Genomic DNA, 23,056 nt, shown 5'->3' with positions numbered 1-23,056 from the left:
CGATCCGTCGTATTCAGCCGTTATGTGGGGGCCATGCGGTTTCTGACCACCTTCCAGTTATACGATTTCCTCGACACGCTGGTCAGCCTGACCACGGCGTTCGTGCTCGGCACGTTGATCGGTGCGGAGCGGCAATACAGGCAGCGCACCGCGGGCTTGCGCACCAACGTGCTGGTGGCCGTTGGCGCGGCGGCGTTCGTCGACCTTGCCATGCACCTGGCCGATGCTGACGGTGCGGTGCGCGTGATCGCCTATGTCGTGTCGGGGATCGGCTTCCTCGGCGCCGGCGTCATCATGAAGCAGGGCATGGATGTGCGCGGCCTCAACACCGCGGCGACGCTGTGGGCGTCGGCCGCGGTCGGGTCCTGCGCCGGCGCCGACATGGTCGCGCAGGCCGCGGCGCTGACCATCTTCGTGCTCGCTGGAAACACCCTGCTGCGTCCGCTGGTCAACGCCATCAATCGCATTCCGCTCGACGAAAAGGCTTCGGAAGCGACCTATTATTTCAAACTTGCGGTGACGACCGAGGCGTTGCCTGCCATGCGCGACCAACTGGTCGAGCGGCTGGAAAACGCCAAATATCCAGTGGCGGATATCGAGGTCGTCGAGACCGGCGACGATCTGCTGGAGATTGTCGCGAAGCTGGTCTCGACCGCGGTCGATCCGAATGAATTGAATGCGGTGGTTGCCGATCTGCAACGCCAAGCCGGTGTGCGCCATGCCACCTGGGAAGTTAACACCGCGGATTAGTTCCGGGCGCACCTCGACAATATCGCTGTTCCCGCCGCACGGGCGCGGAACCATGCATCGCAGGAATCGTTGATATCGCGATCAATTTCGTGGGGTTGAACGATGCCTGCCGATGACCGCCAACGCGAATACCGACGGGAAATGCTGCTCGCGTGCGCGCTGATCGCCGCCGGGATGGCTGTCTCAGTGCTAGCGCTGACCGCGCTCAACGCGCGCGATCCCCTGCAAATCGCGCAGGCGACGCAGCCGACGCAATCGACGCCGGGCGCGGAAACGAAGCCGTCCTCGCCGTCCGAGCCGGCCACGACCGGCCAAAGGCCCTCGGACATTCCGCCGCAACCGGCCCGTCCCGACCCGGACGCGCAGAAGGCGGGTGCTCAGCCTGCGCTGCCGCCGGCGCCGGCAGAGAAGGTTGCGCCGCCGATCCGAGAGAAGTGATCCCACTTCCGTCGCTCGATTGTGCAATCGCAAAATTGGTGGGCGGGTAGGAAACCTGCGGTGCGCGTCCTGATGCATCAATGTGCAGGGAATGTGACCCCATCCATTCGTATCAATTTGTATGAGAGGGCGTGCGCGCCGCCTTCGAACGCCTTGTGTTGATCCCCAACAAGCGGTTAGGCTTGCTGCAATAATGGCCGGCGGCGTGAAAAACAGCCGGCAGCTCAGGGAGTGACGCATGCGTGAGCTAACGCCTGAAACGATCACGGACGCCGTGCTCGACCAGATGGCGACGACGCCGGACCCGCGCCTGAAGACGATCATGGCATCGGCGGTCAAGCACCTCCATGCCTTCGCCCGCGAGGTCAATCTGACGCCGGCGGAATGGATCAAGGGCATCGAATTCATGACCGCCGCCGGCAAGATGTGCTCGCCGGAACGGCAGGAATTCATCCTGCTGTCTGATACGCTGGGCCTCTCGGCGCTCGTCAACGGCCTGCATGACGCCACCGCTCTTGAGGAAGCCACCAACACCAGCCTGCTCGGCCCGTTCTACCGCGAGGCCACGCCGACCTTGGCGGCCGGCAGCTCGATCGCCAAAAATCCGCAGCCGGGCAGCGAATGCGCGCTGTACGGCCGCGTCACCGATGCCACCGGCAAGCCGGTCGCCAACGCCACCGTCTCGATCTGGCAGACCGGCGCCGACGGCCTTTACGACATTCAGTCCAGCGCGACATCGGTCGATTATCGCGGCGTGTTCGCCACCGATGCGAACGGCGTCTATGTGCTGCGCACCGTCAAGCCGCTCGGATACTCGATCCCGATGGATGGACCGGTCGGCGCCATGGTGAAGGCGCAGGCGCGGCATGGCATGCGGCCCGCGCATATTCATTTCCTGGTCGGCGCATCCGGCTATCGCGAGCTGGTCACCGCGCTCTATCTGCGTGACGACCCGCATCTCGCCGACGACGTCGTATTCGGCTCGTCGGGCGATCTCGCCGTCGACGTGGTGGCAAACGATCCGGACTGCCCGATCAAGGGCATGCCCAGCATCCGATTCGACATGCGCCTTTCGCGCGAGAGCGAGGCCGACAAGACCAGCGGGCGCGTCGGCGCCGATCCGTCGGCGATCATGAAACAATCGGCCAAAAATCAACCCACGCCGGTCGGAGCCAAATAGCCACGGCCTGACCTAACCATTCGCAGCGACCGGGCAGAGATCCGGCGGAGCCGAAATGACAGAGAACAACGACAAAATGAGGGGGATTCAATGAAACGCAGAACATTTCTCGGCGGCGCGATGGCCGTCGCAGTGGTCGGGCAGGGCTCGCGCGCGTCGGCGCAGCAGCCGCCGATCAAGATCGGCATGTCGATGGCGCAGACCGGCGGTCTCGCCGGCGGCGGCAAGGCTTCGCAACTCGGCATCGAGGTCTGGCGCGACGACATCAATGCCAAGGGCGGCCTGCTCGGCCGCAAGGTCGAGCTCATTGTCTATGACGACAAGTCGAGCGCTTCCGAAACGCCCGCGATCTACGCCAAGCTGGTCGACGTCGACAAGGTCGACCTGCTGTTCGCGCCCTATGCGACCGTGCCGACCGCGCCGCTCATGCCGTTCGTCAAGCAACGCGGCTTGCTGCTGATGGGGAATTTCTCGTTCCAGGTAAACAGCAAGGTCGGCCACGATATGTGGTTCAACAATGCACCGTGGGGCCCGGCGGATAGCTGGGCGTCCTCGTTCCTCGATCTGGGTCAAAAGGCGGGCGGCAAAAATATGGCGCTGCTTGCGGCGGATCAGGAGTTCGCCCAGAACCTTGCTCTGACCGCACGCGATGTCGCCAAGCAGCGAAACCTTCCCGTGGTCTTCGACCAGAGCTATCCGCCCAACACGGTGGAATTCGCCTCCATCATCCGCGCCCTCAAGGCCGCCAAGCCCGATATCGTCTATGTCGCGTCCTATCCGCCCGACTCGGCCGGCATCCTGCGCGCCGTCAACGAGATCGGGATCGGCGACGACGTCAAGATTTTCGGCGGCGGTATGGTCGGCCTGCAGTTCGCGGCAGTGATGTCGAATCTCGGCTCGCTGCTCAACGGCGTCGTCAACTACAACACCTGGCTGCCCGAGCCGAGCATGTATTTTGACGGCACCAAGGAATTTTTCGAGAAGTACACCAAGCGCGCCGTCGAGGCCAAGGTCGATCCGCTCGGCTATTATCTGGCGCCGTTCGGCTATGCGATGGGCCAGATGATCGAGGCGGCGGTGAATTCCACCAAATCGCTCGACCAGAAGGGCATCGCCAAATATCTGCGCGAGAACGAGCTCAAGACCATCACCGGCCCGATTACGTTTGCGGCGGATGGCGAGCGCAAGGAGACCGCGACGCTGCAGGCGCAATTCCGCGGCGTCAAGGACAAGGATATCGAACAGTTCCGCTCCTCCGGCAGGCAGGTGATCCTGTTCCCCGAGAAGCTGAAAACCGGCGCTCTCATCAGTCCCTTCGAGGCGGCCCGGAAGTAGGCTCGTGGCTTTTCCGGCTCGGAGCCAAGGGGGAACCTGACGTGTTTTCGATGGACCTGCTGCTTGGCGCAGTGGTGTTTGGGGTGCTGCTCGGCTGCTTCTATGCGGCCGTCAGCGTCGGGCTGTCCGTTTCGTTCGGGCTGCTCGACGTTCCTCATGTCGCGCATCCGGCCTTCCTGGTGCTTGCCTCCTATGGCGTGTACCAGCTCAACGAGAGCTACGACATCGATCCGCTGCTGGCGGGGCTCGCCATTACGCCGCTGTTTTTCCTGTTCGGGCTGCTGGCCTACCGCGTCTACTACGAAACCTTCGAGCGGCGCGGCAGCGACGCCGGCGTGCGCGGCATCGCGTTTTTCTTCGGCATCGCCTTCATCATCGAAGTACTGATCGTCCTTCAGTTTGGCGTCGACCAGCGCTCGGTGACGGCGACCTATATCGGCAAGTCCTGGCGGCTCGGCGAGTTCCGGGTCCCGATCCGGCAACTGGTCGCGTTCGCGGTGGCGCTGGGGCTGACGGTGCTGCTCTCGGTGTACCTGTCGAAAACCTTCATGGGCCGCGCGATCCGCGCGGTCGCGCAGGACGAGGAGGCGCTGCGGCTGATGGGCGCCAACCCGGTCCGCATCAAGCAGTTTGCCTTCGGCATTGCCACCGCCGTGCTCGGGATCGCCGGTGCGCTCTTGATCATCGTGGCTCCTGTGGATCCGACGCTCGACCGCGCCTATATCGGGCGTACCTTCTGTGTCGTGGTCATGGCCGGCCTCGGCAGCATGAGCGGCACGCTGATTGCCGCCATCATCCTCGGCGTCGCCGAATCGATCGTGCTGACATTGTTCGGCGCCTCCTGGGCGCCGGCGATCTCGTTTGCGATGCTGCTCGCAGTGCTTGCCGTGCGACCGCAAGGTTTGTTCGGCCGATGATCAAGTATCGCAACACCATCGTGTTCTGGGCCGGCGTGGCCATCTTCCTCGCCGCTGTGCTGTCGATGACGCAGATCGTCCGCAACGAATATCCGTTTTTTGCCGGCTACGTCATCCTGCAATTCGTCGCGCTCGCGGTCGCCTGGAGCATCCTCGGCGGCTATGCCGGCTACGTCAATTTTGGCACCAACGCCTTTTTCGGCGTCGGTGTCTACACGGCGGTCGCCTTGTTCAAGGCCACGGGGGCGCCGCTGGTGGTGCAGATCGTCGCCGCCGCAGGCATCGGCATGCTGCTCGGCTTTGCGGTCGGCCTACTGACCTTGCGGATGCGCGGCATCTTCTTCTCGATCGCAACCATCGCGCTTGCCATCATCATCGAGACCTGCGTGATGAACTGGCGCTTCGTCGGCGGCGCGGCCGGTATCCAGTTGCAGCGGCCCCCGGTGATGGCCCCGTTCGACAGTTACGTGAAGATGTTGTTCTTCGTGCAGGCAGTGCTGGTAGTCATTGCCGTTTCGATCTCGCGCTACATCCAGAATTCCCGAATCGGGCGCGGCCTGCAGGCGCTGAGGGACGACGAACTCGCCGCCGAATGTACGGGGGTGCCGACGCTGAAGCTGAAACTGGTCGCCTGCATGATATCGGGCGCGCTGATTTCTGCGGCCGGGGCGCCCGCCGCCATGTACCTGCAATATGCCGATCCGTCCTCGGCGTTCAATCTGAGCTACTCGGTGTCGGCGCTGGCGATGGCGCTGATCGGCGGAACCGCGCACTGGATCGGCCCGGTGCTTGGCGCCATCCTGCTCGGCTCGACGCAACAGCTTCTCGCCGTCACCATCTCCTCGGAAGTCAACGTGCTGGTGCTCGGCATCATGCTGGTGCTGTTCGTGGTCGTCGCGCCCAAGGGCATCATCGGGCTGTTGCGGCCACGCTACCGTCTGCGCGCGGGAGGCAAGCCATGACGGTGACATCAGCGCCGGACGCGCCCCTGCTGCAAGTCGGAACCCTGACCAAGACGTTTGGCGGCTTCACCGCACTCGACAATATCAGCGTCGATATCAGGAAAGGCGAACGGTTCGGCCTGATCGGCCCGAACGGCTCCGGCAAGACCACGCTGATCAACTGCATTTCCGGTGCGCTGCGCCCCCAGACCGGTAGCGTGGTGTTCTGCGGCGAGGACATTACCCAGCTGCCGCCGCATCTGCGGGCACGCCGCGGCATCGCCCGGTCTTTCCAGATTCCGCGGCCGTTCAGGAGCATGACGGTGCTCGAAAACCTCATGGTCGGGCTCGACTTCGCCTCCGTCGGCTCCAGCCTGCCGGAAGAAGACGTCGCGATGTCGATCCTGACGCGGATGGGGCTCGCGTCAAAGGCCGGCTCGCCGACCGATACGCTGAGCCAAGTGGAATTGCGCAAGATGGAGCTTGCGCGCGCGATGGCGGTGCGGCCGAAACTCCTGATTTCGGACGAGGCCATGGCGGGGCTTTCCAATTCCGAGGTCGACGAGGTGCTGGATCTCCTGATCAGTCTCGGCGAGGAGGACATCACCATCATCATGATCGAACACATCATGCAGGCGGTGATGCGTTTTTCCGAACGGGTGATGTGCCTCGATGCGGGAAGAATCATCGCGATCGGCGCGCCGGCCGAGGTGATGGCCAACAAGCGGGTGCAGGAGGCCTATCTTGGCACTTAGCCTTGCCATCGAGGGTCTCGATGCCGGCTACGGCGCTGTCAAGGCGCTGCGCGGCGTCACGCTTCACGTCGAGGCCGGCGAGACCGTTGCCTTGCTCGGCACCAACGGCAACGGCAAAAGCACGCTGATGAAATGCATCATGGGCCTGGTTCGCCCGGACCGCGGCCGTCTGTCGCTGACGATCGACGGCGCGGTGCACGACCTGACGAAATTCTCGCCCGAGGCGATCGTCGATCTCGGCGTGGCGCTGGTGCCGGAGGGAAGGCGGCTGTTTCCCAAGCTGACGGTCACGGAAAACCTGATGCTCGGTGCATTCCGCAAGGCCGCCCGCAGCGCCATCGATCGCAATCTCGCACTGGCGTTCGAGACCTTTCCGGTCCTGCAGGAGCGCCGCAACCAGCTCGCCGGCACCATGTCCGGCGGACAGCAGCAGATGCTCGCGATTGCGCGCGCGCTGATGTCCTCGCCGCGGCTATTGCTGATCGACGAACCCTCGGTCGGCCTGTCGCCGCTATTGGTGTCGCAGACCATCACCAAGATCGGTGAACTCAAGGAGCGGGTTGGCCTCACGGTCTTGATGGCGGAGCAGAACTTCAACCAGGCGATCCGGATCGCCGACCGCGGCTACATCATCGTGCACGGCGAGATCGCGGTGGCGGCACAGTCGGTCGACGAGTTGAAGGCCAATGACATCGTCAAGCGGCTCTATCTCGGCGGCGACGTCTGACCGAAATGACGGCATCGTGACGGTGTCTCGACCGTTCTGCCGATTTTACAGTCTCGCCTGTTGCCGTCGGCTGCCCCATAATCTCTCATCGCGCTGGTGCGGATGACAGATGAGGCAAGCGATGAAGATCGACGACGTCAGGCAAACCGCCTATTCGATGCCGCTGACCAACCCGTCATTCCCGCGGGGGCCGTATCGTTTCTTCAATCGCGAATATTTCATCATCACCTACCGCACCGACCCCGAAGCGCTTGCCGCGGTGGTACCCGAGCCGCTCGAAGTCGCCGAGCCGATCGTCAAGTACGAATTCATCCGCATGCCCGATTCGACGGGCTTCGGCGATTACACCGAGACAGGCCAGGTGATCCCGGTCCGCTTTAAGGGCGAGGAGGGCGTCTATGTTCATTCGATGTATCTGGACGACGAGGGACCGATCGCCGGCGGCCGCGAACTCTGGGGCTTTCCGAAGAAACTGGCGCAGCCGAAAATCGCCGTCGAGAGCGACGTGCTGGTCGGCACCTTGCATTACGGCTCGGTGCTGTGCGCCTCCGCCACCATGGGCTACAAGCACCGCCCGGTCGACCCCGACACGGTGCTGAAGGGGATGAGGGCGCCGAACTTCATGCTCAAGATCATTCCGCATGTCGACGGCACCCCGCGGATCTGCGAACTGGTGCGCTATTATCTCGAAGACATCACGCTGAAGGAAGCATGGACCGGCCCCGCGGCGCTCGGCCTGTTCCCGCACGCGCTGTGCGACGTGGCGCGGCTGCCGGTGCGCGAAGTGGTCTCCGCGCTGCATTGCAAGGCGGATCTGACGCTGGGGCTGGGGACGGTGGCATTCGACTACATGGCGAAGTAATCTACATTCTAACGCATTCAACCACTGCTTGGACTCTAGCTGAACGATCAAGGGCGTGGCTTGAACACCTGTTACGCAACGATACGCATGGCGCTATGGGTGCTTGTAGTCACGAGCACCTCGGCGCATGCTGATAGGAGCGGCTATTCCAAGGTAATTGACCTCCGGGCCGAAGCTGGCTCCTTGCGCGCCGAACATCATCACGATTGGAGCAATGCAACCCGCGACGCGCGATGGAAGATGATTTCGTCGACAAAAAATCCCTTTGGCGCAGACAATGATTATTCTTACCTGCGCTTGCGCGACGAGCTGACGGGTGCTGAGTTGTTTCGCCGTCCCGTGCCAGCCCTAACGCACATCTGGATTTCTCCCGATTCGAAATATGTCGTCGGCCTTTCTAACGTGATGGTTTGGAATCCGTATCAGCTTGTCGTCTTCAGCAAATCGGGCGACCGCTTGCTTGAACGCAACATGGTTGGGGTGAACTGGCCGGGAGTGCGGCAGAGCGTCACAAACTGGATCAACTGGTACAAGGAGCCTGTGCCGCAAATCACCATCGTCGAAGATGGGACGACCGCTACTCTCTCTGTCGAAGATCCGCTTGGGGTCCTTCGTCAGTTTCAAATTCCTGCGGTTCACTAGCGGCTACATGGCGAAGTGACGCGTGGGCTTGTTGCCCGCGCTTACTGCGCACCCCTCAGCGTGCAGGCGGTCGAGCAGGTTGTCATCACGCCGCGCTCGCAGGCGATGCACACGGCGACGCACTGTTTCTTGTCCTTGGGATTGTATTCGCTGTAGAGCTTGCGGACGCAGTTGTCGATCGAGCCCGTGACATCGGCGTTGCTTTCAGGCGTGCACGCGGCCAGCGCCGCGGCCGATAGGACGATGGCAATTATGACGCGCATGTTGATCGCTCCAACCGGGAGCCCTCGCTCAAGAAGCCGCGACGACGGCCCTGCGCCGTCGCAAAGATTAACCCTCAGGGTCGCGCGATTGAATTAATCGAGTGTTACAAGACGCTGGATTCCCGTGCGTAGTTCTACGCCGGAATCGCGCCGCTTGCTGTGCGCTGCAGCGGGACCGCCCGGGTGGTGAAGCGGGGCTACGTCCATTTCGGGCAATGGCCGCGGCGTTCCCCGCTCTACGGTGCCCGTGCGGCTACCGAACCAGCACGTTCCTGAACTGCCAGGGATCCGAGGTGTCGATGTCTTCCGGGAACAGTCCGGGACGGTCGGTGAGCGGCGTCCAGTCGGTGTAGAAGCCCTTCACCGGGCCGAGATACGGCATCTGGATTTCCAGCAGACGATCGAAATCCATTTCGTCGGCTTCGACGATGCCTTCGTTCGGATTTTCCAGCGCCCACACCATGCCGCCGAGCACGGCGGAGGTCACTTGCAGGCCGGTGGCGTTCTGATAGGGCGCGAGTTTACGGGTCTCCTCGATGGAGAGCTGCGAGCCGTACCAATAGGCATTGTTGTCGTGGCCGAACAGCAGCACGCCGAGTTCGTCGATGCCATCGACGATTTCGTTCTCATCGAGGATGTGGTGCTTCTCCTGCATCTTGGCTGCCCGACCGAACATTTCATGCAGCGACAGCACGGCATCGTCAGCCGGGTGATAGGCATAGTGGCAGGTCGGCCGATAGATTGCCGTATCAGATGCGTCACGCACCGTGAAGTAATCGGCGATCGAGATCGACTCGTTGTGGGTGACGAGGAAGCCATATTGCGCGCCGCGGGTCGGGCACCACGTGCGCACGCGCGTATTGGCGCCGGGCTGCATCAGGTAGATGGCGGCGCCGCAGCCGGCTTGGTGGGTACGCGCATTCTCGGGCATCCATTTTTCATGGGTGCCCCAACCGAGTTCGGACGGCTGCACGCCTTCCGACAGGAAACCTTCCACCGACCAGGTGTTGACGAAGACATCAGGCTCTTTCGGCGACTTAGAGCGCTGGGTGTCGCGTTCGGCGATGTGGATGCCCTTGATGCCGGCCTGCCGCATCAAGTCGGCCCATTCGGCTTTGGTCTTCGGCTTAGGGGCATTGAGCTTCAGATCGGCGGCGACATTGAGCAGCGCCTGCTTGACGAAAAAGGAAACCATGCCGGGATTGGCGCCACAGCAGGAGACGGCCGTCGTCGAGCCCGCGGGACGCGCCTTCTTGGCGGACAGCGTCGCTTCGCGAAGGGCGTAGTTGGAGCGCGCTTCCGGGCCCTTCGACGAATCGAAATAGAAGCCGAGCCAGGGCTCATTGACGGTGTCGATATAAAGAGCGCCGAGCTCGTTGCAGAGTTCCATGATGTCGGTCGAGCCGGTATCGACCGAGAGATTGACGCAAAAACCCTGCCCGCCGCCTTCCGTGAGCAGCGGGGTCAGCAGCTCGCGATAATTGTCCCTGGTTACGCCCTGCTGGATGAAGCGTACATTGTGCTTCTCGCAATGTGCCTTGCGGCCCTCGTCCTTGGGATCGATCACGGTGATGCGCGACTTGTCGTAATCGAGATGCCGCTCGATCATCGGCAGCGTGCCTTTGCCGATGGAGCCGAAGCCGACCATGACGATGGGGCCGGAAATTTTCGCATGGATTTGCGAGGCGGGGGAAGCGGGCATTGGCATCGGGCTCCGAGAGAGAATGCGAACGCTCAAAAGGTGCGTTCAGGGAATGCAAGGTTGCAGTGGCTGGGGCGATCGTTGCCGATCGGTGTCAGGCGGTCAATTGGGTCCGCGAACGTCCAAGACGGTGAGCGATTTTTGTTCGCCCGACGGTGTTATGAAGCTGATGGCCTGTCCGGCCGACAGCCCGATCAGCGCGGCGCCGATCGGGGTCAGAACCGAGACGCGGCCGGCGTCGATGTCTGCCGCATTCGGATAGACGAGTCTGACCTGCTTCTGCGAGCCCGTCGCGTCGTCCCTGAAGGTTACTTCGGATTCCATTCCGACGATTCCGACCAGCGGCGCTGTATCGGAAACGACCGTCGCGCGTTCGATTTCCCGGGCCAGGAATTCAGCCGTGGCCGGAAAGGTTTCGGCGGAAGCGTCGGCGAGATGGCCGAGCCGTTTGCACTCCGCCTGTCGGATCTTGATGGGAGGAAGCTGTGTGCGAGGTAAATGGGTCATGGTTTTTCACGGTCATTCGGATGCGCCATGCCAACGGCATGAAGCGATCAATACTGGACAAATGTGACGTTGCGGGGAGTTTAAAACACAGGCAATCAAAACCCGGACGGGGCAAAGCTCTCCGTCCGGGCTACCTTCCTGCGAGAAGGTGACCGGCGCGCAGCAACAATCGTTTGCTATGCAGGCTCATCATGATGCCTTGAACCTAGGTGCGTTGCCGGCAAAGTCAACCAGCGGGACGATGTGGTATTCGGTCGCGTAACAAGCCAGCAGCCGCGGCCGGCGGGTTTTAGGTGCGGCGTTTAGCGGTCACTTCGATCTCGACTTTCATCTCGGGTCTGGCGAGGCCAACGACGATCAGCAGCGTCGCCGCAGGGCGAATGTCGCCGAGGACTTCGCCACAGACGGCGAAGTGGGCATCCACGTCCTTGGCGTCGGTGACGTAATAAGTCGCTCGGACAATATCGGCCATCGCGAAGCCGCCCTCTTTCAGCGCGACCTCGATGGTCTTGAAGCAGTTCCGTGACTGGCTGGTGACATCGGCCGGCATCGTCATGGTGGCGTAGTCGTAGCCGGTGGTGCCGGCGACGAAGGCGAAGTCGCCGTCAATGACGGCGCGGCTGTAGCCGACGGTCTTCTCAAGGGGCGAGCCGGTGGAAATCAGGCGGCGTGGCATCAGGAACCTCGGTCCAAGCTTGATCGGGGAACGGGATTGGCGCGGTTTAAGGGCTTTTCCTCGACGTGCGCAACCCCTGGCGAAAGCGCCGTCAGCGCCCGCCATCACGTGTTATCGGGTCGCCACGTCCAAAATGGCCTCAGGCCACGCGCGGCACGAGCAGTGCCTTCCTGGCGCGGCTTGCCTTGGTTTTGGGCAGCGGCCTGCCGGTCGGGACGATCATGCCCCAGGCGCCCTCGAGCGCGCCTTCGCTGAGTTCGAGGCCGAGCAGCCGGTCGCGCTCGAACGCACCTGGCAGCGTCAGCTCTCCGGTCTTGGCGGCTGAGAAGCCGAAGCGGGCGTAGTAGGGCGCGTCGCCCAGCAGGACGACCGCGCGATGGCCATGCGCCTTCGCCGCCGCGAGCGCGTGGTCCATCAGCGCAGCCCCGACGCCGAGCTGGCGGGAGGAAGCCTCAACCGCCAGCGGGCCGAGCATGAGCGCCGGGAGGCCCCCGACGCTGACGTGCCACAACCGCACGGATCCGACCACGCGGCCCTGGCGCACGGCCGACAAGGCAAGGCCTTCGGCGGGCGCGCGTCCGTCGCGCAGGCGCTGGCAGGTGCGCATATGGCGGTCGTCGCCAAAGCAGGCATCCAGCAGCGCTTCGCGCGCGGCGACGTCCGAGGCTCGCTCCGCACGGATCGCGAACGGAGCGGCATCGGAGAGGAGGGCAGTGGTGGTCTTCCGCAAAGCAGTCATGGCACGTCAGTCCCCGCTCGCAACGGCCATCAAGCCGCGCCAAGCGTTGTCTTGGAATTTCGCAAATGACAGGGAGGGAGCCGGCGCACCGGCTCCCGTTATTCGAGCCTCAAACGAGGCTGCTTAGATGTGGTAGGTCCGCAGCGGCGGGATGCCGTTGAACGCCACCGACGAGTAGGTCGACGTATAGGCCCCGGTGCCTTCGATCAGCAGCTTGTCGCCGATCTCGAGCGTCACCGGAAGCGGATACGGCATCTTCTCGTACAGCACGTCGGCGCTATCGCAGGTCGGTCCTGCGAGCACGCACGGCGTCATGTCCGCACCGTCATGCGGGGTGCGGATGGCGTAGCGGATCGACTCGTCCATCGTCTCGGCGAGACCGCCGAACTTGCCGATGTCGAGATATACCCAGCGCACCTCGTCCTCGTCGCTCTTCCTGGAGATCAGGACGACTTCGGTCTCGATGATGCCGGCATTTCCGACCATGCCGCGGCCCGGCTCGATGATGGTTTCCGGGATCTGGTTGCCGAAATGCTTGCGCAGCGCACGGAAGATCGACCGGCCGTACTGCACGACCGGAGGAACGTCCTTGAGGTACTTGGTCGGGAAGCCGCCGCCCATGTTGACCATGGACAGGTTGATCCCGCGCTCGGCGCAGTCACGGAACACCGTCGAGGCCATCGACAGGGCACGATCCCACGCCTTCACCTTGCGCTGCTGCGAGCCGACATGGAACGAGATGCCGCACGGCTCCAGGCCCAGACGCTTGGCGAGGTCGAGCACCTCGACCGCCATCTCCGGATCGCAGCCGAACTTGCGCGACAACGGCCACTCGGCGCCTGCGCAGTCATAGAGAATGCGGCAGAACACTTTTGCGCCGGGGGCGGCACGGGCGATCTTTTCGACCTCTGCAGCGCAGTCGACCGCGAACAGGCGAATGCCGAGCGCGAAGGCACGCGCGATGTCGCGCTCCTTCTTGATCGTATTGCCATAGGAGATGCGGTCCGGCGTCGCACCGGCGGCCAGCGCCATTTCGATCTCGGCGACGGTCGCCGTGTCGAAGCACGAGCCCATCGAGGCCAAGAGCTGCAGCACTTCCGGCGAAGGATTCGCCTTCACCGCGTAGAACACGCGGCTGTCCGGCAAGGCCTTCGCGAAGGTCTGGTAATTGTCGCGCACGACTTCGAGGTCGACCACGAGACACGGCTCGGTGTCCTGGCCCTCGCTGCGGCGGTTACGCAGGAATTCCTGAATACGTTCGGTCATAGCACCCTCCAAACGGCCCAGCGACGGGACCCGTTCAAATGTGATCTCGGACATGAGTTTGCTGGCGTTGCCGCACGATGGAGACGCGACAAGGCCTTGAACTCAGACCGAATTGTGCTGCCGTGGATTGGTTGGGAATGATCCCGCCCGCACACCTGGCAATGAAGGACAAGCCTTTTCAGTAGCCCGCGCCGGCGTTGGAATGCCGGTAGAGACCAAAAAAGCCCGATCCGTCGTTGCTTTAAGTCGCGTCCCCCGTTGAGAGCGGGGTGCGCCGGTTCGCCTCCGGCTGCCAGTCACGGTTGCAAAGGATGGAGAGACCTTCAACGGCATCTCTTGAGAGAGATGCTGGCCGCTTATGGAGCGACCCTCGGTTCTTCCACCCCTTGGCGGCTGTCCGGCCTCTTGTCCGGATACCTACCGACTGACACACGACCACAGGCACGTGCGAAATTGGGCAAGGCTGGAAATAAGACTTTTGATTCTGCTTCGCAACAATTTTTTTAGGCTGGGGACAAATTTCCCCATGCGTGCTTACAAATTGGTTCTCAGCGCGCGCCGCTGACGACGAATATGAATGGACGTTAAGATTTCCGGGAGATGCGTGAGCGCTTGCGCGCCTGTGCCGCAGCGCTTTCTTGGATACGCGCGTCAGGCGCGCTTGAAGAACGGCTCGATGCGCTGCGCGGCGCGGATGAACGCCGCCATGATCAGCACGCCGATGGCGAACAGCACCGCCTGGAGGATGTGCGCGGCGGTGTCGTCGAGGCCGAACAGGATCGCGAGCGCCCAGCCGCCGGCAAACGCCGCGCCGAACACTTCGGCGCCGATCAGGATCGCCGCCGAAATGACGGTGATGACGCTCGGCCAGACGATCGCGCGGGAGGAGGTGGAGGCGGGCTGTGGGCTCATGGAAAAGGTCCTGTTCAAGGGGCGCAATCTCTCCGAAAAGCCCCCATCTATCAAGCGCAAAAGGCCCAAAAAGGCCGTATCGCGTGATATAGATTGCCGCATATTTTCAAGGAAAAGACGGGAATTGTGATGTCAGAAACCCAGCAGACGGCAGCCGTTCCGGAAGCCGGAGCAAATCCGTTGCTACAGCCGTGGCAGACGCCGTTCGAGACGCCGCCTTTCGCCCAGATCGAGCCGGAGCATTTCCTGCCCGCCTTCGAGCAGGCCTTTGCCGACCATTCCGCCGAGATCGCGGCGATCACCCATGATCCCACGCTGCCGGACTTCGCCAACACCATCACGGCGCTGGAGCGCTCCGGCAAGCTGCTCTCCAAGGTCGCCGCCGTTTTCTACGACCTGGTCTCGGCGCACTCCAATCCAGCCATTCTCGAGATCGACAAGGAAGTCTCCTTGCGGATGGCGCGGCACTGGAACCCGATCATGATGAACGCGGTGCTGTTCGGCCGTATCGCGATGCTGCATGAGAAACGCGCCAAGCTAGGCCTGACGTCGGAGCAGCTGCGGCTGCTGGAGCGCACCTACACCAACTTCTACCGTGCCGGCGCCGGTCTCGACGAGGCCGCCAAGAAGCGGCGGGCCGAGATCAACGAGCGGCTGGCCCAGCTCGGCACCTCGTTCAGCCACCATTTGCTCGGCGACGAGCAGGACTGGTTCATGGAGCTCGGCGAGGACGACCGCGCCGGACTTCCCGAGGCCTTTGTCGCCGCGGCCAAGGCGACCGCGGAAGAGCGCGGCATGGAAGGCAAAGCGATCGTGACGCTGTCGCGCTCGTCCGTAGAGCCGTTCCTGAAGAGCTCGTCCCGCCGCGACCTGCGCGAGAAGGTCTTCAAGGCCTTCACCACGCGCGGCGACAATGGCAACGCCAACGACAACAACGCCACCATCGTGGAGATCCTCGCGCTGCGGGAGGAGGCCGCCAAGATCATGGGCTTCCCAACCTACGCCGCCTACCGGCTGGAGGATTCCATGGCCAAGACGCCGGAAGCGGTGCGCGGCTTGCTGGAGCGGGTCTGGAAACCGGCCAGGGCGCGGGCGCTGGCTGACCGCGACGCCCTGCAGGCGCTGATTGCGGAGGAGGGCGGCAATTTTACCCTCGCCCCGTGGGACTGGCGCTATTACGCCGAGATCCTGCGCCAGGCCAAAGCCAATTTCGACGACGCCGCGATCAAGCCCTATCTCGTCCTCGACCACATGATCGAGGCTGCTTTCGACTGCGCCACCCGCCTGTTCGGGATCACCTTCTCGGAGCGGAAGGATGTCCCGGTCTGGCATCCGGATGTCCGGGTCTGGGAGGTCAGGGATGCCGACGGCAAGCACAAGGCGCTGTTCTATGGCGATTATTTCGCCAGGCCCTCGAAACGCTCCGGCGCCTGGATGACCTCGCTGCGCGACCAGCAGAAGCTCGACGGCGAGATCGCCCCGCTGGTCATCAATGTCTGCAACTTCGCCAGGGGCGCCAATGGCGAGCCGTCGCTGCTGTCGCCGGACGATGCCCGCACCCTGTTCCACGAGTTCGGCCATGGCCTGCACGGCATGCTGTCCAACGTGACCTATCCCTCGCTGTCCGGCACGTCTGTCTTCACCGACTTCGTCGAACTGCCCTCGCAGCTCTACGAGCACTGGCAGGAGCAGCCGCAGGTGCTGCGGCAATTCGCAAAACACTACCAGACCGGCGAGCCGCTGCCGGACGACCTGCTGGCCCGCTTCCTCGCCGCCCGCAAGTTCAACCAGGGTTTTGCTACCGTGGAGTTCGTCTCCTCGGCGCTGATCGACCTCGAATTCCACACCCAGCCGGCCGCGGCCAGCCGCGACGTCGCCGCGTTCGAGAAGGCGGAGCTGGAAAAGATCGGGATGCCCGCGGAAATCGCGCTGCGGCACCGGCCCTCGCAGTTCGGCCATATCTTCTCCGGCGATCACTATGCGTCCGGCTATTACAGCTACATGTGGTCCGAGGTGATGGACGCCGACGCCTTCGGCGCCTTCGAGGAGGCCGGCGACATCTTCGATCCGGGCACCGCCAAACGCCTGCACGACGATATCTATTCGTCAGGCGGTTCGCGCGAACCGGAGGATGCGTATGTCGCCTTCCGCGGCCGGGAGCCGGAGCCCGACGCGTTGTTGCGGCGGCGGGGCCTGCTCGAAACCCCGGAGGCGGCGTGACCATCGGACACACCCTCCACACGTCGTCCCTGCGAACGCAGGGACCCATACGCCGTGCCGTAGCTTCTTGGCATGTCGGCAGACGCCTTCCTTCTCGACGAACGTCCGGGGTTATGGGTCCCTGCGTTCGCAGGGACGACGTGCTGCATGTGTTGTCAGGCCTGTTTGCTTTCATCCTCGCCTGGTCATTTGGCGCCTCTCCCGCCGAGGCGCACCCGCATGTCTGGATCACCGCAAAGAGCGAGGTGGTCTATGCGCCCGACGGATCGATCACGGGGGTGCGCCACGCCTGGACCTTCGACGAAATGTTCACGACCTACGCGCTGCAGGGGCTCGCGAGCAAGACCAAGGGGGTCTACACCCGCGAAGAATTGGCGCCGCTGGCGCAGACCAATGTCGAATCGCTGAAGGAGTTCAACTTCTTCACCTTCGCCAAGGCCGACGGCAAGAAGGAGAAGTTCGTCGAGCCGGTCGATTACTTCCTCGAATACAAGGATAGCGAACTGACGCTGCACTTCACACTGCCGCTCAAGACGCCGTTCAAGGCGAAGCAGACGGCGCTGGAAGTCTTCGACCCGTCCTACTTCATCGACTTCAAATTCGACGACAAGGACCCGATCAAGCTCAACGGTGCGCCCGCCGCCTGCAAGATGCAATTCCAGCGGCCGAATGACGGCACCGCCAATGCCCAGCGCCTCAACGAGCAGAATTTCATGAACGGCGACAACTCCAACTATGGCGCGATGTTCGCCAACAAGATCATGGTCGATTGCCCGTGAGGCCAGTACAGGCAGATCTCGCGCGAGGCATCGCAATTGCGGCCGCGGCGTTCGCGGCCGTGATCGTTTTCGACGCCGCCGCGCATGCCGTGATGGCGCAGAATCCGTTCGGCGGCCCGCGGCCGCCGGCCGAGCCGCAGGTCGGCGGCATCATCGGATGGATCCTCGCGAAACAATCCGAATTCTATCGCGAGATGTCGGCGACGATCCGCGCGGCGAAGTCGGACGGCAGCGCGGTATGGACGCTGCTTGGCATTTCCTTTGCTTACGGCATTTTTCACGCCGCCGGCCCCGGCCACGGCAAGGCGGTGATCTCGTCCTATCTTGTCGCCAACGAGGAAACGGCGCGGCGCGGGATCGTGCTGTCGTTTGCCTCGGCGCTGCTGCAGGCGCTGGTGGCGGTCGCGATCGTGGCGGTGTTCGCCTGGCTGCTCTCCTCCACCGCCAAGACGATGTGCTCCGCGGAAAAGGCGATCGAGATCGCAAGCTATGGCCTGATCGCGGCGTTCGGCGCCCGGCTGGTCTGGACCAAGGGTGGCGGTTTCATGCGCGCGCTGCAGGCGAAGCCGGCGCCGGCAATGGCGGTTGCGCATCATCATCATGATCGCGGGCATGATCATGACCACCATGATCATCATCACGGCCATGACCATTCTCACGACCACGGACATGGTCACGTTCACGACGAACATTGCGGCCATTCGCATGGGCCGACGCCAGACCAACTCGCCGGCCCCGGCGGCTGGCGGCGCGGCCTGGGCACGATCTTCGCCGTGGGATTAAGGCCCTGCTCGGGCGCGATCCTGGTGCTGGTGTTTTCGCTGGCGCAGGGGCTGTTCTGGGCCGGCATCGCCGCCACCTTCCTGATGGGGCTCGGCACCGCAATCACTGTCGCGACCATCGCCGTGATTGCAGTATCGGCAAAGGGACTCGCGAAGCGCCTCAGCGCCGGGCGCGAGGGCGGCGGCGCGCTGATCATGCGCGGCATGGAATTCGGTGCGGCTGGCCTCGTGCTTCTGTTCGGCCTCGGCCTGTTGTTCGGCTATCTCGCCGCCGAACGCGCGACGTGTTTGTGACTGTACGGCCGACAAGCTTGCGAGAAGCAAAACTGGCTGCGGCAGCCGACCTCTCTTCAGTCTGGTTACAGCCAAGGCGAGCCGCGCCTCGCGGCGTTGCGTTTGCATCAGCCGCATACGCCTTCCTGTCCAACGTTGGCATTCCAATAGCACTGCGATGCGGCTAGGTGTGGCAGCCCGTTGGCAAGCTGAATGCCCAGCGAAATGCGTCAAACTCTTCCAATTGGCAGGCCTTCGGATCCACGGCCGGCAGAGCTTTACTGACGACGGTATCCGGCTTCGGCTGTTTGCGCTTGGGCTTTTGAATTCTCGTCTGCCTGACGACGGGAGGCGCGGCCTCTTGCGGCTGTCGGTCAACAATGGTCTGTCGGTCAACGACAGCTGGTTCAACCACTGCAGGCGTTCGAGGCAGTAATTCCGCGGCCGTGTAAGCGGCCTTCGCCAATTCCGCCGCATCTGGTACAGGAGGGACGTAGGCGACGACGGGCAGCCGTTCAGCTTTCGTCAAGGTGTCTTGAATTGTCTTTGTGCTGACGGCGCGATCGATCTCTGAGTGAACGATGCCAGAAGCATTGGCGGCATCGAAGTGACCAAACGCAAACCTGAATGAACCTGCACCAGCCAAAATAATCAAAAATATAAAGCCGAGCCAAATCGTCCTGATCACATTGAGCCCCCACTCGCCGGATCCTTCGCAAGTGAGATTACCTTAGAAATCGCAATTTGGTTCGGCGGCGGCTGACGATCTCTTAACACAAGGTTAATCGCGATAGCCGACCGCGATTTTCGATGGAGCTTCGCGCGGCATTCCATCAGGTCTGCGTACAGGACTGGTGGTCCGCCAAAGGGCGGGCCAGGCGGTTGCCGGATTGCGACGTGTTACGGCAGCGCCGCTTTGACAGAACAGTGCGGTGGGATATGCAAAGTGCCAGCAAAGCGGCGAAACCGGGAGTCCCATGTCACGCGAACAATTCTGGTTCTTTCACCCGTTCCGGGTGCGCTATTCCGAAATCGACGGTCAGGGCGTCGTCTTCAACGCGCACTATTTGACCTATTTCGACACCACCATCACCGAGTATTTTCGCGCGCTCGGCTATGATCAGTATGCCGACGCCAAGCAGACGGGCGAGGATTTCCACGTCGTCAAGTCGGTCATCGAATACAAGGCGCCGGTCCGGTTCGACTGGGAGCTGGACGTTGGTGCGCGCGTGGCGCGGATCGGCAACTCGAGCCTCACCTTCGAACTCGCGATTTTTTTGAAGGGCGGTAACGAGGCGCTCGTGACCGGTGAAATCGTATGGGTCAATACCAATCAGCAGACCCATCGTCCGGTCCCGATATCGAAGGCGATCCGGGAGCGGATTGCGGCGCGGGAGGCGCATCTGGCCTGACGCGCACCAGGAGAGGTTGTCCCGGCAAATATCAGCGTCTCGAGCCTTGACTCAGTCACACGGGTAACGAAGGTTTCGAACCTGTTGCAGGGAGGGCGCCATGCTCGATCGCCGCAAACTTCTGGTCGGAGCCACGGCGCTCACCGGATATTCCGCGTTGGCGCGTGCCGCGGTGCCATACGAGTGGCAGGCAATATCGCCGGCCGATGCGGGATGCATCCCCGGCTTCGGCGAGCGGCTCGATCAGTTCGTTCTCGGAGGGCAGGCGCCGAACATCCACGGCGTCATCGTCGTCAGGCGGGGCAGGGTGGTCTTCGAGAACTATTTCGAGGGCGACGATCAGGTGCGGGACGAACACGGACGGGCGCACTTTGAACGCGTCGCGTTCTCGGCCGAGCGCAGCCATGAGCTGCGTTCCGTGAGCAAGAGCATCGTTGGCCTCTTGTACGGGATCGCGCTCCGCGAGGGAAAAGTGCCGCCGCTCGATGCGCCCCTGCTTGAGCAATTCCCTGATTACACGGATCTGCCGGACCTGGAGCCGCGCCGCCGCTGGACGATCAGGCATGCGATCACCATGACGCTCGGTATCGAATGGAACGAGGAAATTTCCTACGACGATCCGCGCAACGGGCAGACCGCGATGGACAGGGCGGCCGATCCCTATCGCCATGTGCTGGGGCTGCCGATTGTCGCGGCGGCGGGCGCGCGGTGGATTTATTGTGGCGGCGCCACCGCGCTGATCGGCAAGATTCTGGAGAATGGCACGAAACAGAAGCTGCCTGACTACGCACGTGCGGCGCTGTTCGATCCGCTCGGGATTGGGCCGGCCGTATGGCGGATCGGCCCCAACGGCGAGCGAAACTTCGCCTCCGGCATCGGCATGCGGCCCCGCGATCTGGCGCGTATCGGACAGATGCTCCTCGCGCGAGGCAAGGCCAGCGAGCGGCAGATCGTGCCCGCCGATTGGCTGGAAGAATCGTTCAAGCCACAGGTGACGATCCGCGACCGGCGCGAATATGGCTGTCACTGGTATCTCGGCGAAATGGTGTTTAACAGCGCGGACGGACCGCGCCAGGAGCGCTGGATCGCCGCCTTCGGCAATGGTGGCCAAAGGCTTTATGTCTTTCCGCGGCTCGATTTGCAGGTCGTCATCACAGCCGGCAACTACAATCGGCGCGACCAGGGCGTGCCACCTAATCGGGTGCTGACCGAGCGAATTTTGCCGAGCCTTCATTTGAACCTAAATTGACGCCGGAGCCGACGGGCTCGTCCCGAACCAAGGATTGCGAGAGACCATGAAAGCGCAGCTTCTCTGCTTTTCAGCCGTCATGTTTTGCGCAGCGCCCGCCTTGGCCATCAGCAACGACGAGGTGCGCGCGGCACTCGAGCAACGTTTCAAGGGCGATCGTACCGGCGCCTGTATCGCGGCTGGCGTGATCGACGACGGCACGATCGCGACGGCCTATTACTGCGCGGATCCGAATTCGCAGCGGCCATACGATGAGCACACCGCGTTCGAAATCGGCTCGGTCACCAAGACAATGACCGCGGCGCTGCTGGCCGAATTCATCGCGCGCGGCGAAGTTGCCCTCGGCGATCCGATCGCCAAGTTGCTTCCGCCGGGAACGCCGGTGCCGTCGTTCAACGGTCGCGAAATCACCATCGCCGATATCGTGACCCACACGTCGGGCCTGCCGGCGGTCCCCGCTACGTATCGCCCACCCGATATCAACAACCCCTATGCCGGCGCGAGCGAACGCGATTTGCTTGACGCCTTGGCCGCCACCCGACTGACACGCGAGCCCGGCTCGAAGTGGGAATATTCGAATTTCGCTGTCATCGTGCTGTCCTATGCGCTCGCAAAGCGCAGTGGCAAGGACTACGAGACGCTGCTGCGTGAACGTTTGCTGGTCCCGCTCGGGATGAACGAAACCTATGTGGCCCAGCGCCCGTCGCAGGTCCATCTGGCTCAGGGGCACCTCCCCAACGGGACGCCCGCGGTGCCGTGGGACTTTCATCCCGACATGGCCGGCGTCGGGGGCGTGCGTGCGACGTTGCCGGACATGTTGCGCTATCTCGAAGGCCAGCTTGGCACGCGCTCAAGCGCGGTCGCGCCTGCTCTGGAGCAGACGCAGAAGCAAGTCGCAAGTGTCGATGGCCACCGGATGGGCATGAACTGGAATCTGTTCACCCGGAACGGTCACACGCGCATTTCGCATGAGGGCGGCACCGGCGGTTACTCGTCGTTCGCGGGGTTCGATCGCACGGCGAAGCGCGCCGTCGTCTTGCTCAGCGATACGGCGTTGACCGCCAGTGGCGGCCTCGGATCGCTTGGCGCGCATTTGCTCGATCCTTCCATTGTCGTGGGTGGGCCGCATGTCGTCGCGACGGCCGACGCCAAGCTGATCGACGCGCTCGTCGGCAAGTATCGCCTGCGGGGTGGCCTCGGCGTGGAATTGCGGCACACGGCTGGCCATTTGGCCATCCAGGCGGACGGTCAGCCCGAATTTGAAATGGGCTACGACAGCGTGGGCGACTTCTATCCGCTCAAGTTCGATGCGCTGTTGCGGCCAAAGCGCAAGGCGGACGGAACCTACACCTTCACCTGGTTTCAGGGCGGCGCCGTGCTGGAGGCCGAGCGCATAGGTCAGCCGGCGGCGGTCGCGAGCAAATGGACGCCGACGGAAGCGCAGCTCGCAGATTACATCGGCGACTATCCGCTGATGCCCAATTTTGGGCTACGGGTGTCCGCCACGGGCGCCAAGCTCTTCGTGCAGGGCACCAACCAGCGGTCGATCGAGTTCGTGTCCGTCGAAAGGGACGTCTTCATCGCGGAGTCCGTTAGCGCCGAAATCGACTTCGAGCGCGACGCCGGCGGCAAGGTGGTCTCGCTTACTCTCAAGCAGCGGGGACAAACCCTGCGGGGCGAGCGACGTTAGGGCGCGCCGTCATTTCGAGGAGCGTCAGCGACGAAGCAA

Annotated in this window: 24 protein-coding genes; 16 read left to right on the top strand and 8 right to left on the bottom strand. The window is 63.0% G+C overall.

Annotation, left to right across the window (positions count from 1 at the left end; all coding sequences use genetic code 11):
• Positions 1–33 precede the first annotated feature (33 nt).
• The 10 genes from ACPPVP_RS38580 (at position 34) to ACPPVP_RS38535 (ending at position 8,547) form a co-directional block, all read left to right on the top strand.
• Positions 34–750, top strand: a complete 717-nt coding sequence (locus ACPPVP_RS38580) for an MgtC/SapB family protein (RefSeq protein ID WP_426528762.1) — start codon at positions 34–36, stop codon at positions 748–750.
• Positions 751–852: 102 nt separating this feature from the next.
• The gene (locus ACPPVP_RS38575; RefSeq protein ID WP_426528761.1) at positions 853–1,188 is read left to right on the top strand and encodes a hypothetical protein; all 336 of its coding nucleotides are present in this window, start codon (positions 853–855) and stop codon (positions 1,186–1,188) included.
• A gap of 238 nt (positions 1,189–1,426) precedes the next feature.
• The gene (locus tag ACPPVP_RS38570; protein ID WP_426528760.1) at positions 1,427–2,368 is read left to right on the top strand and encodes a dioxygenase; all 942 of its coding nucleotides are present in this window, start codon (positions 1,427–1,429) and stop codon (positions 2,366–2,368) included.
• A 90-nt stretch (positions 2,369–2,458) separates the two neighbouring features.
• Complete coding sequence (locus ACPPVP_RS38565; RefSeq protein WP_426528759.1) at positions 2,459–3,703, top strand: amino acid ABC transporter substrate-binding protein; 1,245 nt, start codon at positions 2,459–2,461, stop codon at positions 3,701–3,703.
• Positions 3,704–3,753: 50 nt separating this feature from the next.
• Positions 3,754–4,620, top strand: coding sequence for a branched-chain amino acid ABC transporter permease (locus ACPPVP_RS38560; RefSeq protein ID WP_426538281.1), 867 nt, complete (start codon positions 3,754–3,756; stop codon positions 4,618–4,620).
• Positions 4,617–5,582 (top strand): branched-chain amino acid ABC transporter permease, encoded by a 966-nt coding sequence (locus ACPPVP_RS38555; RefSeq protein WP_426528758.1) that lies wholly within the window; start codon positions 4,617–4,619, stop codon positions 5,580–5,582. Before ACPPVP_RS38560 ends, ACPPVP_RS38555 begins: the two co-directional genes overlap by 4 nt.
• Complete coding sequence (locus ACPPVP_RS38550; protein ID WP_426528757.1) at positions 5,579–6,316, top strand: ABC transporter ATP-binding protein; 738 nt, start codon at positions 5,579–5,581, stop codon at positions 6,314–6,316. The genes ACPPVP_RS38555 and ACPPVP_RS38550 overlap by 4 nt, the downstream gene beginning before the upstream one ends.
• Complete coding sequence (locus tag ACPPVP_RS38545; protein ID WP_426528756.1) at positions 6,306–7,043, top strand: ABC transporter ATP-binding protein; 738 nt, start codon at positions 6,306–6,308, stop codon at positions 7,041–7,043. The genes ACPPVP_RS38550 and ACPPVP_RS38545 overlap by 11 nt, the downstream gene beginning before the upstream one ends.
• Before the next feature lie 121 nt (positions 7,044–7,164).
• Positions 7,165–7,905 carry an acetoacetate decarboxylase gene (locus tag ACPPVP_RS38540; RefSeq protein ID WP_426528755.1) on the top strand — a complete coding sequence of 247 codons (741 nt, stop codon included), beginning with the start codon at positions 7,165–7,167 and terminating at the stop codon, positions 7,903–7,905.
• An 87-nt stretch (positions 7,906–7,992) separates the two neighbouring features.
• Complete coding sequence (locus tag ACPPVP_RS38535; RefSeq protein WP_426528754.1) at positions 7,993–8,547, top strand: hypothetical protein; 555 nt, start codon at positions 7,993–7,995, stop codon at positions 8,545–8,547.
• Positions 8,548–8,588: 41 nt separating this feature from the next.
• Here the strand turns inward: ACPPVP_RS38535 and ACPPVP_RS38530 are convergent, their stop codons facing one another.
• The 7 genes from ACPPVP_RS38530 to ACPPVP_RS38500 all read right to left on the bottom strand — a co-directional run bounded on the left by ACPPVP_RS38530 (position 8,589) and on the right by ACPPVP_RS38500 (position 14,612).
• A complete protein-coding gene (locus ACPPVP_RS38530) occupies positions 8,589–8,810 on the bottom strand; it encodes a hypothetical protein (RefSeq protein ID WP_426528753.1) in 222 nt (73 codons plus the stop codon).
• 253 nt (positions 8,811–9,063) lie between these two features.
• Positions 9,064–10,512: a homospermidine synthase gene (locus ACPPVP_RS38525; protein ID WP_426528752.1), complete on the bottom strand. Its 1,449-nt coding sequence runs from the start codon at positions 10,510–10,512 to the stop codon at positions 9,064–9,066.
• A 102-nt stretch (positions 10,513–10,614) separates the two neighbouring features.
• Positions 10,615–11,019 carry a nucleoside diphosphate kinase regulator gene (gene rnk, locus ACPPVP_RS38520; protein WP_426528751.1) on the bottom strand — a complete coding sequence of 135 codons (405 nt, stop codon included), beginning with the start codon at positions 11,017–11,019 and terminating at the stop codon, positions 10,615–10,617.
• A 289-nt stretch (positions 11,020–11,308) separates the two neighbouring features.
• Positions 11,309–11,695, bottom strand: a complete 387-nt coding sequence (locus tag ACPPVP_RS38515; RefSeq protein ID WP_426528750.1) for a RidA family protein — start codon at positions 11,693–11,695, stop codon at positions 11,309–11,311.
• Between the two features lie 139 nt (positions 11,696–11,834).
• The gene (locus tag ACPPVP_RS38510; RefSeq protein WP_426528749.1) at positions 11,835–12,434 is read right to left on the bottom strand and encodes a GNAT family N-acetyltransferase; all 600 of its coding nucleotides are present in this window, start codon (positions 12,432–12,434) and stop codon (positions 11,835–11,837) included.
• A 123-nt stretch (positions 12,435–12,557) separates the two neighbouring features.
• Positions 12,558–13,700 carry a type III PLP-dependent enzyme gene (locus tag ACPPVP_RS38505; protein WP_426528748.1) on the bottom strand — a complete coding sequence of 381 codons (1,143 nt, stop codon included), beginning with the start codon at positions 13,698–13,700 and terminating at the stop codon, positions 12,558–12,560.
• A 651-nt stretch (positions 13,701–14,351) separates the two neighbouring features.
• Positions 14,352–14,612 (bottom strand): hypothetical protein, encoded by a 261-nt coding sequence (locus ACPPVP_RS38500; protein ID WP_426528747.1) that lies wholly within the window; start codon positions 14,610–14,612, stop codon positions 14,352–14,354.
• 129 nt (positions 14,613–14,741) lie between these two features.
• Here ACPPVP_RS38500 and ACPPVP_RS38495 point away from each other — a divergent pair, with 129 nt between their 5' ends.
• The 3 genes from ACPPVP_RS38495 to ACPPVP_RS38485 all read left to right on the top strand — a co-directional run bounded on the left by ACPPVP_RS38495 (position 14,742) and on the right by ACPPVP_RS38485 (position 18,687).
• Positions 14,742–16,832, top strand: coding sequence for a M3 family metallopeptidase (locus tag ACPPVP_RS38495; protein WP_426528746.1), 2,091 nt, complete (start codon positions 14,742–14,744; stop codon positions 16,830–16,832).
• A gap of 143 nt (positions 16,833–16,975) precedes the next feature.
• A complete protein-coding gene (locus tag ACPPVP_RS38490) occupies positions 16,976–17,611 on the top strand; it encodes a DUF1007 family protein (RefSeq protein WP_426538279.1) in 636 nt (211 codons plus the stop codon).
• A complete protein-coding gene (locus tag ACPPVP_RS38485; protein WP_426528745.1) occupies positions 17,608–18,687 on the top strand; it encodes a nickel/cobalt transporter in 1,080 nt (359 codons plus the stop codon). The genes ACPPVP_RS38490 and ACPPVP_RS38485 overlap by 4 nt, the downstream gene beginning before the upstream one ends.
• A gap of 163 nt (positions 18,688–18,850) precedes the next feature.
• Here ACPPVP_RS38485 and ACPPVP_RS38480 read toward each other — a convergent pair whose 3' ends face one another.
• Complete coding sequence (locus ACPPVP_RS38480; protein ID WP_426528744.1) at positions 18,851–19,354, bottom strand: hypothetical protein; 504 nt, start codon at positions 19,352–19,354, stop codon at positions 18,851–18,853.
• A 289-nt stretch (positions 19,355–19,643) separates the two neighbouring features.
• On the opposite strand from ACPPVP_RS38480, the gene ACPPVP_RS38475 reads away from it, so the two are divergent.
• The 3 genes from ACPPVP_RS38475 to ACPPVP_RS38465 all read left to right on the top strand — a co-directional run bounded on the left by ACPPVP_RS38475 (position 19,644) and on the right by ACPPVP_RS38465 (position 23,017).
• Positions 19,644–20,078 carry an acyl-CoA thioesterase gene (locus tag ACPPVP_RS38475; protein ID WP_426528743.1) on the top strand — a complete coding sequence of 145 codons (435 nt, stop codon included), beginning with the start codon at positions 19,644–19,646 and terminating at the stop codon, positions 20,076–20,078.
• Positions 20,079–20,178: 100 nt separating this feature from the next.
• A complete protein-coding gene (locus ACPPVP_RS38470; protein ID WP_426528742.1) occupies positions 20,179–21,327 on the top strand; it encodes a serine hydrolase domain-containing protein in 1,149 nt (382 codons plus the stop codon).
• A gap of 46 nt (positions 21,328–21,373) precedes the next feature.
• Positions 21,374–23,017: a serine hydrolase gene (locus ACPPVP_RS38465; RefSeq protein WP_426528741.1), complete on the top strand. Its 1,644-nt coding sequence runs from the start codon at positions 21,374–21,376 to the stop codon at positions 23,015–23,017.
• Positions 23,018–23,056 lie beyond the last annotated feature (39 nt).

It is taken from the genome of Bradyrhizobium sp. McL0615, from assembly GCF_049993905.1.
Lineage (GTDB): Bacteria > Pseudomonadota > Alphaproteobacteria > Rhizobiales > Xanthobacteraceae > Bradyrhizobium.
Note: the sequence above shows the minus strand (reverse complement) of the source record. Positions and strands in the feature narration are given on the sequence as shown.

What these genes read in the sequence shown, in the direction of transcription:
- ACPPVP_RS38580 (WP_426528762.1), top strand. Translation starts at nt 34, where the DNA reads ATGCGGTTTCTGACCACCTTCCAGTTATACGATTTCCTCGACACGCTG.
- ACPPVP_RS38575 (WP_426528761.1), top strand. Translation starts at nt 853, where the DNA reads ATGCCTGCCGATGACCGCCAACGCGAATACCGACGGGAAATGCTGCTC.
- ACPPVP_RS38570 (WP_426528760.1), top strand. Translation starts at nt 1,427, where the DNA reads ATGCGTGAGCTAACGCCTGAAACGATCACGGACGCCGTGCTCGACCAG.
- ACPPVP_RS38565 (WP_426528759.1), top strand. Translation starts at nt 2,459, where the DNA reads ATGAAACGCAGAACATTTCTCGGCGGCGCGATGGCCGTCGCAGTGGTC.
- ACPPVP_RS38560 (WP_426538281.1), top strand. Translation starts at nt 3,754, where the DNA reads ATGGACCTGCTGCTTGGCGCAGTGGTGTTTGGGGTGCTGCTCGGCTGC.
- ACPPVP_RS38555 (WP_426528758.1), top strand. Translation starts at nt 4,617, where the DNA reads ATGATCAAGTATCGCAACACCATCGTGTTCTGGGCCGGCGTGGCCATC.
- ACPPVP_RS38550 (WP_426528757.1), top strand. Translation starts at nt 5,579, where the DNA reads ATGACGGTGACATCAGCGCCGGACGCGCCCCTGCTGCAAGTCGGAACC.
- ACPPVP_RS38540 (WP_426528755.1), top strand. Translation starts at nt 7,165, where the DNA reads ATGAAGATCGACGACGTCAGGCAAACCGCCTATTCGATGCCGCTGACC.
- ACPPVP_RS38535 (WP_426528754.1), top strand. Translation starts at nt 7,993, where the DNA reads ATGGCGCTATGGGTGCTTGTAGTCACGAGCACCTCGGCGCATGCTGAT.
- ACPPVP_RS38530 (WP_426528753.1), bottom strand. Translation starts at nt 8,810, where the DNA reads ATGCGCGTCATAATTGCCATCGTCCTATCGGCCGCGGCGCTGGCCGCG.
- ACPPVP_RS38525 (WP_426528752.1), bottom strand. Translation starts at nt 10,512, where the DNA reads ATGCCCGCTTCCCCCGCCTCGCAAATCCATGCGAAAATTTCCGGCCCC.
- rnk (WP_426528751.1), bottom strand. Translation starts at nt 11,019, where the DNA reads ATGACCCATTTACCTCGCACACAGCTTCCTCCCATCAAGATCCGACAG.
- ACPPVP_RS38515 (WP_426528750.1), bottom strand. Translation starts at nt 11,695, where the DNA reads ATGCCACGCCGCCTGATTTCCACCGGCTCGCCCCTTGAGAAGACCGTC.
- ACPPVP_RS38510 (WP_426528749.1), bottom strand. Translation starts at nt 12,434, where the DNA reads ATGACTGCTTTGCGGAAGACCACCACTGCCCTCCTCTCCGATGCCGCT.
- ACPPVP_RS38505 (WP_426528748.1), bottom strand. Translation starts at nt 13,700, where the DNA reads ATGACCGAACGTATTCAGGAATTCCTGCGTAACCGCCGCAGCGAGGGC.
- ACPPVP_RS38500 (WP_426528747.1), bottom strand. Translation starts at nt 14,612, where the DNA reads ATGAGCCCACAGCCCGCCTCCACCTCCTCCCGCGCGATCGTCTGGCCG.
- ACPPVP_RS38495 (WP_426528746.1), top strand. Translation starts at nt 14,742, where the DNA reads ATGTCAGAAACCCAGCAGACGGCAGCCGTTCCGGAAGCCGGAGCAAAT.
- ACPPVP_RS38475 (WP_426528743.1), top strand. Translation starts at nt 19,644, where the DNA reads ATGTCACGCGAACAATTCTGGTTCTTTCACCCGTTCCGGGTGCGCTAT.
- ACPPVP_RS38470 (WP_426528742.1), top strand. Translation starts at nt 20,179, where the DNA reads ATGCTCGATCGCCGCAAACTTCTGGTCGGAGCCACGGCGCTCACCGGA.
- ACPPVP_RS38465 (WP_426528741.1), top strand. Translation starts at nt 21,374, where the DNA reads ATGAAAGCGCAGCTTCTCTGCTTTTCAGCCGTCATGTTTTGCGCAGCG.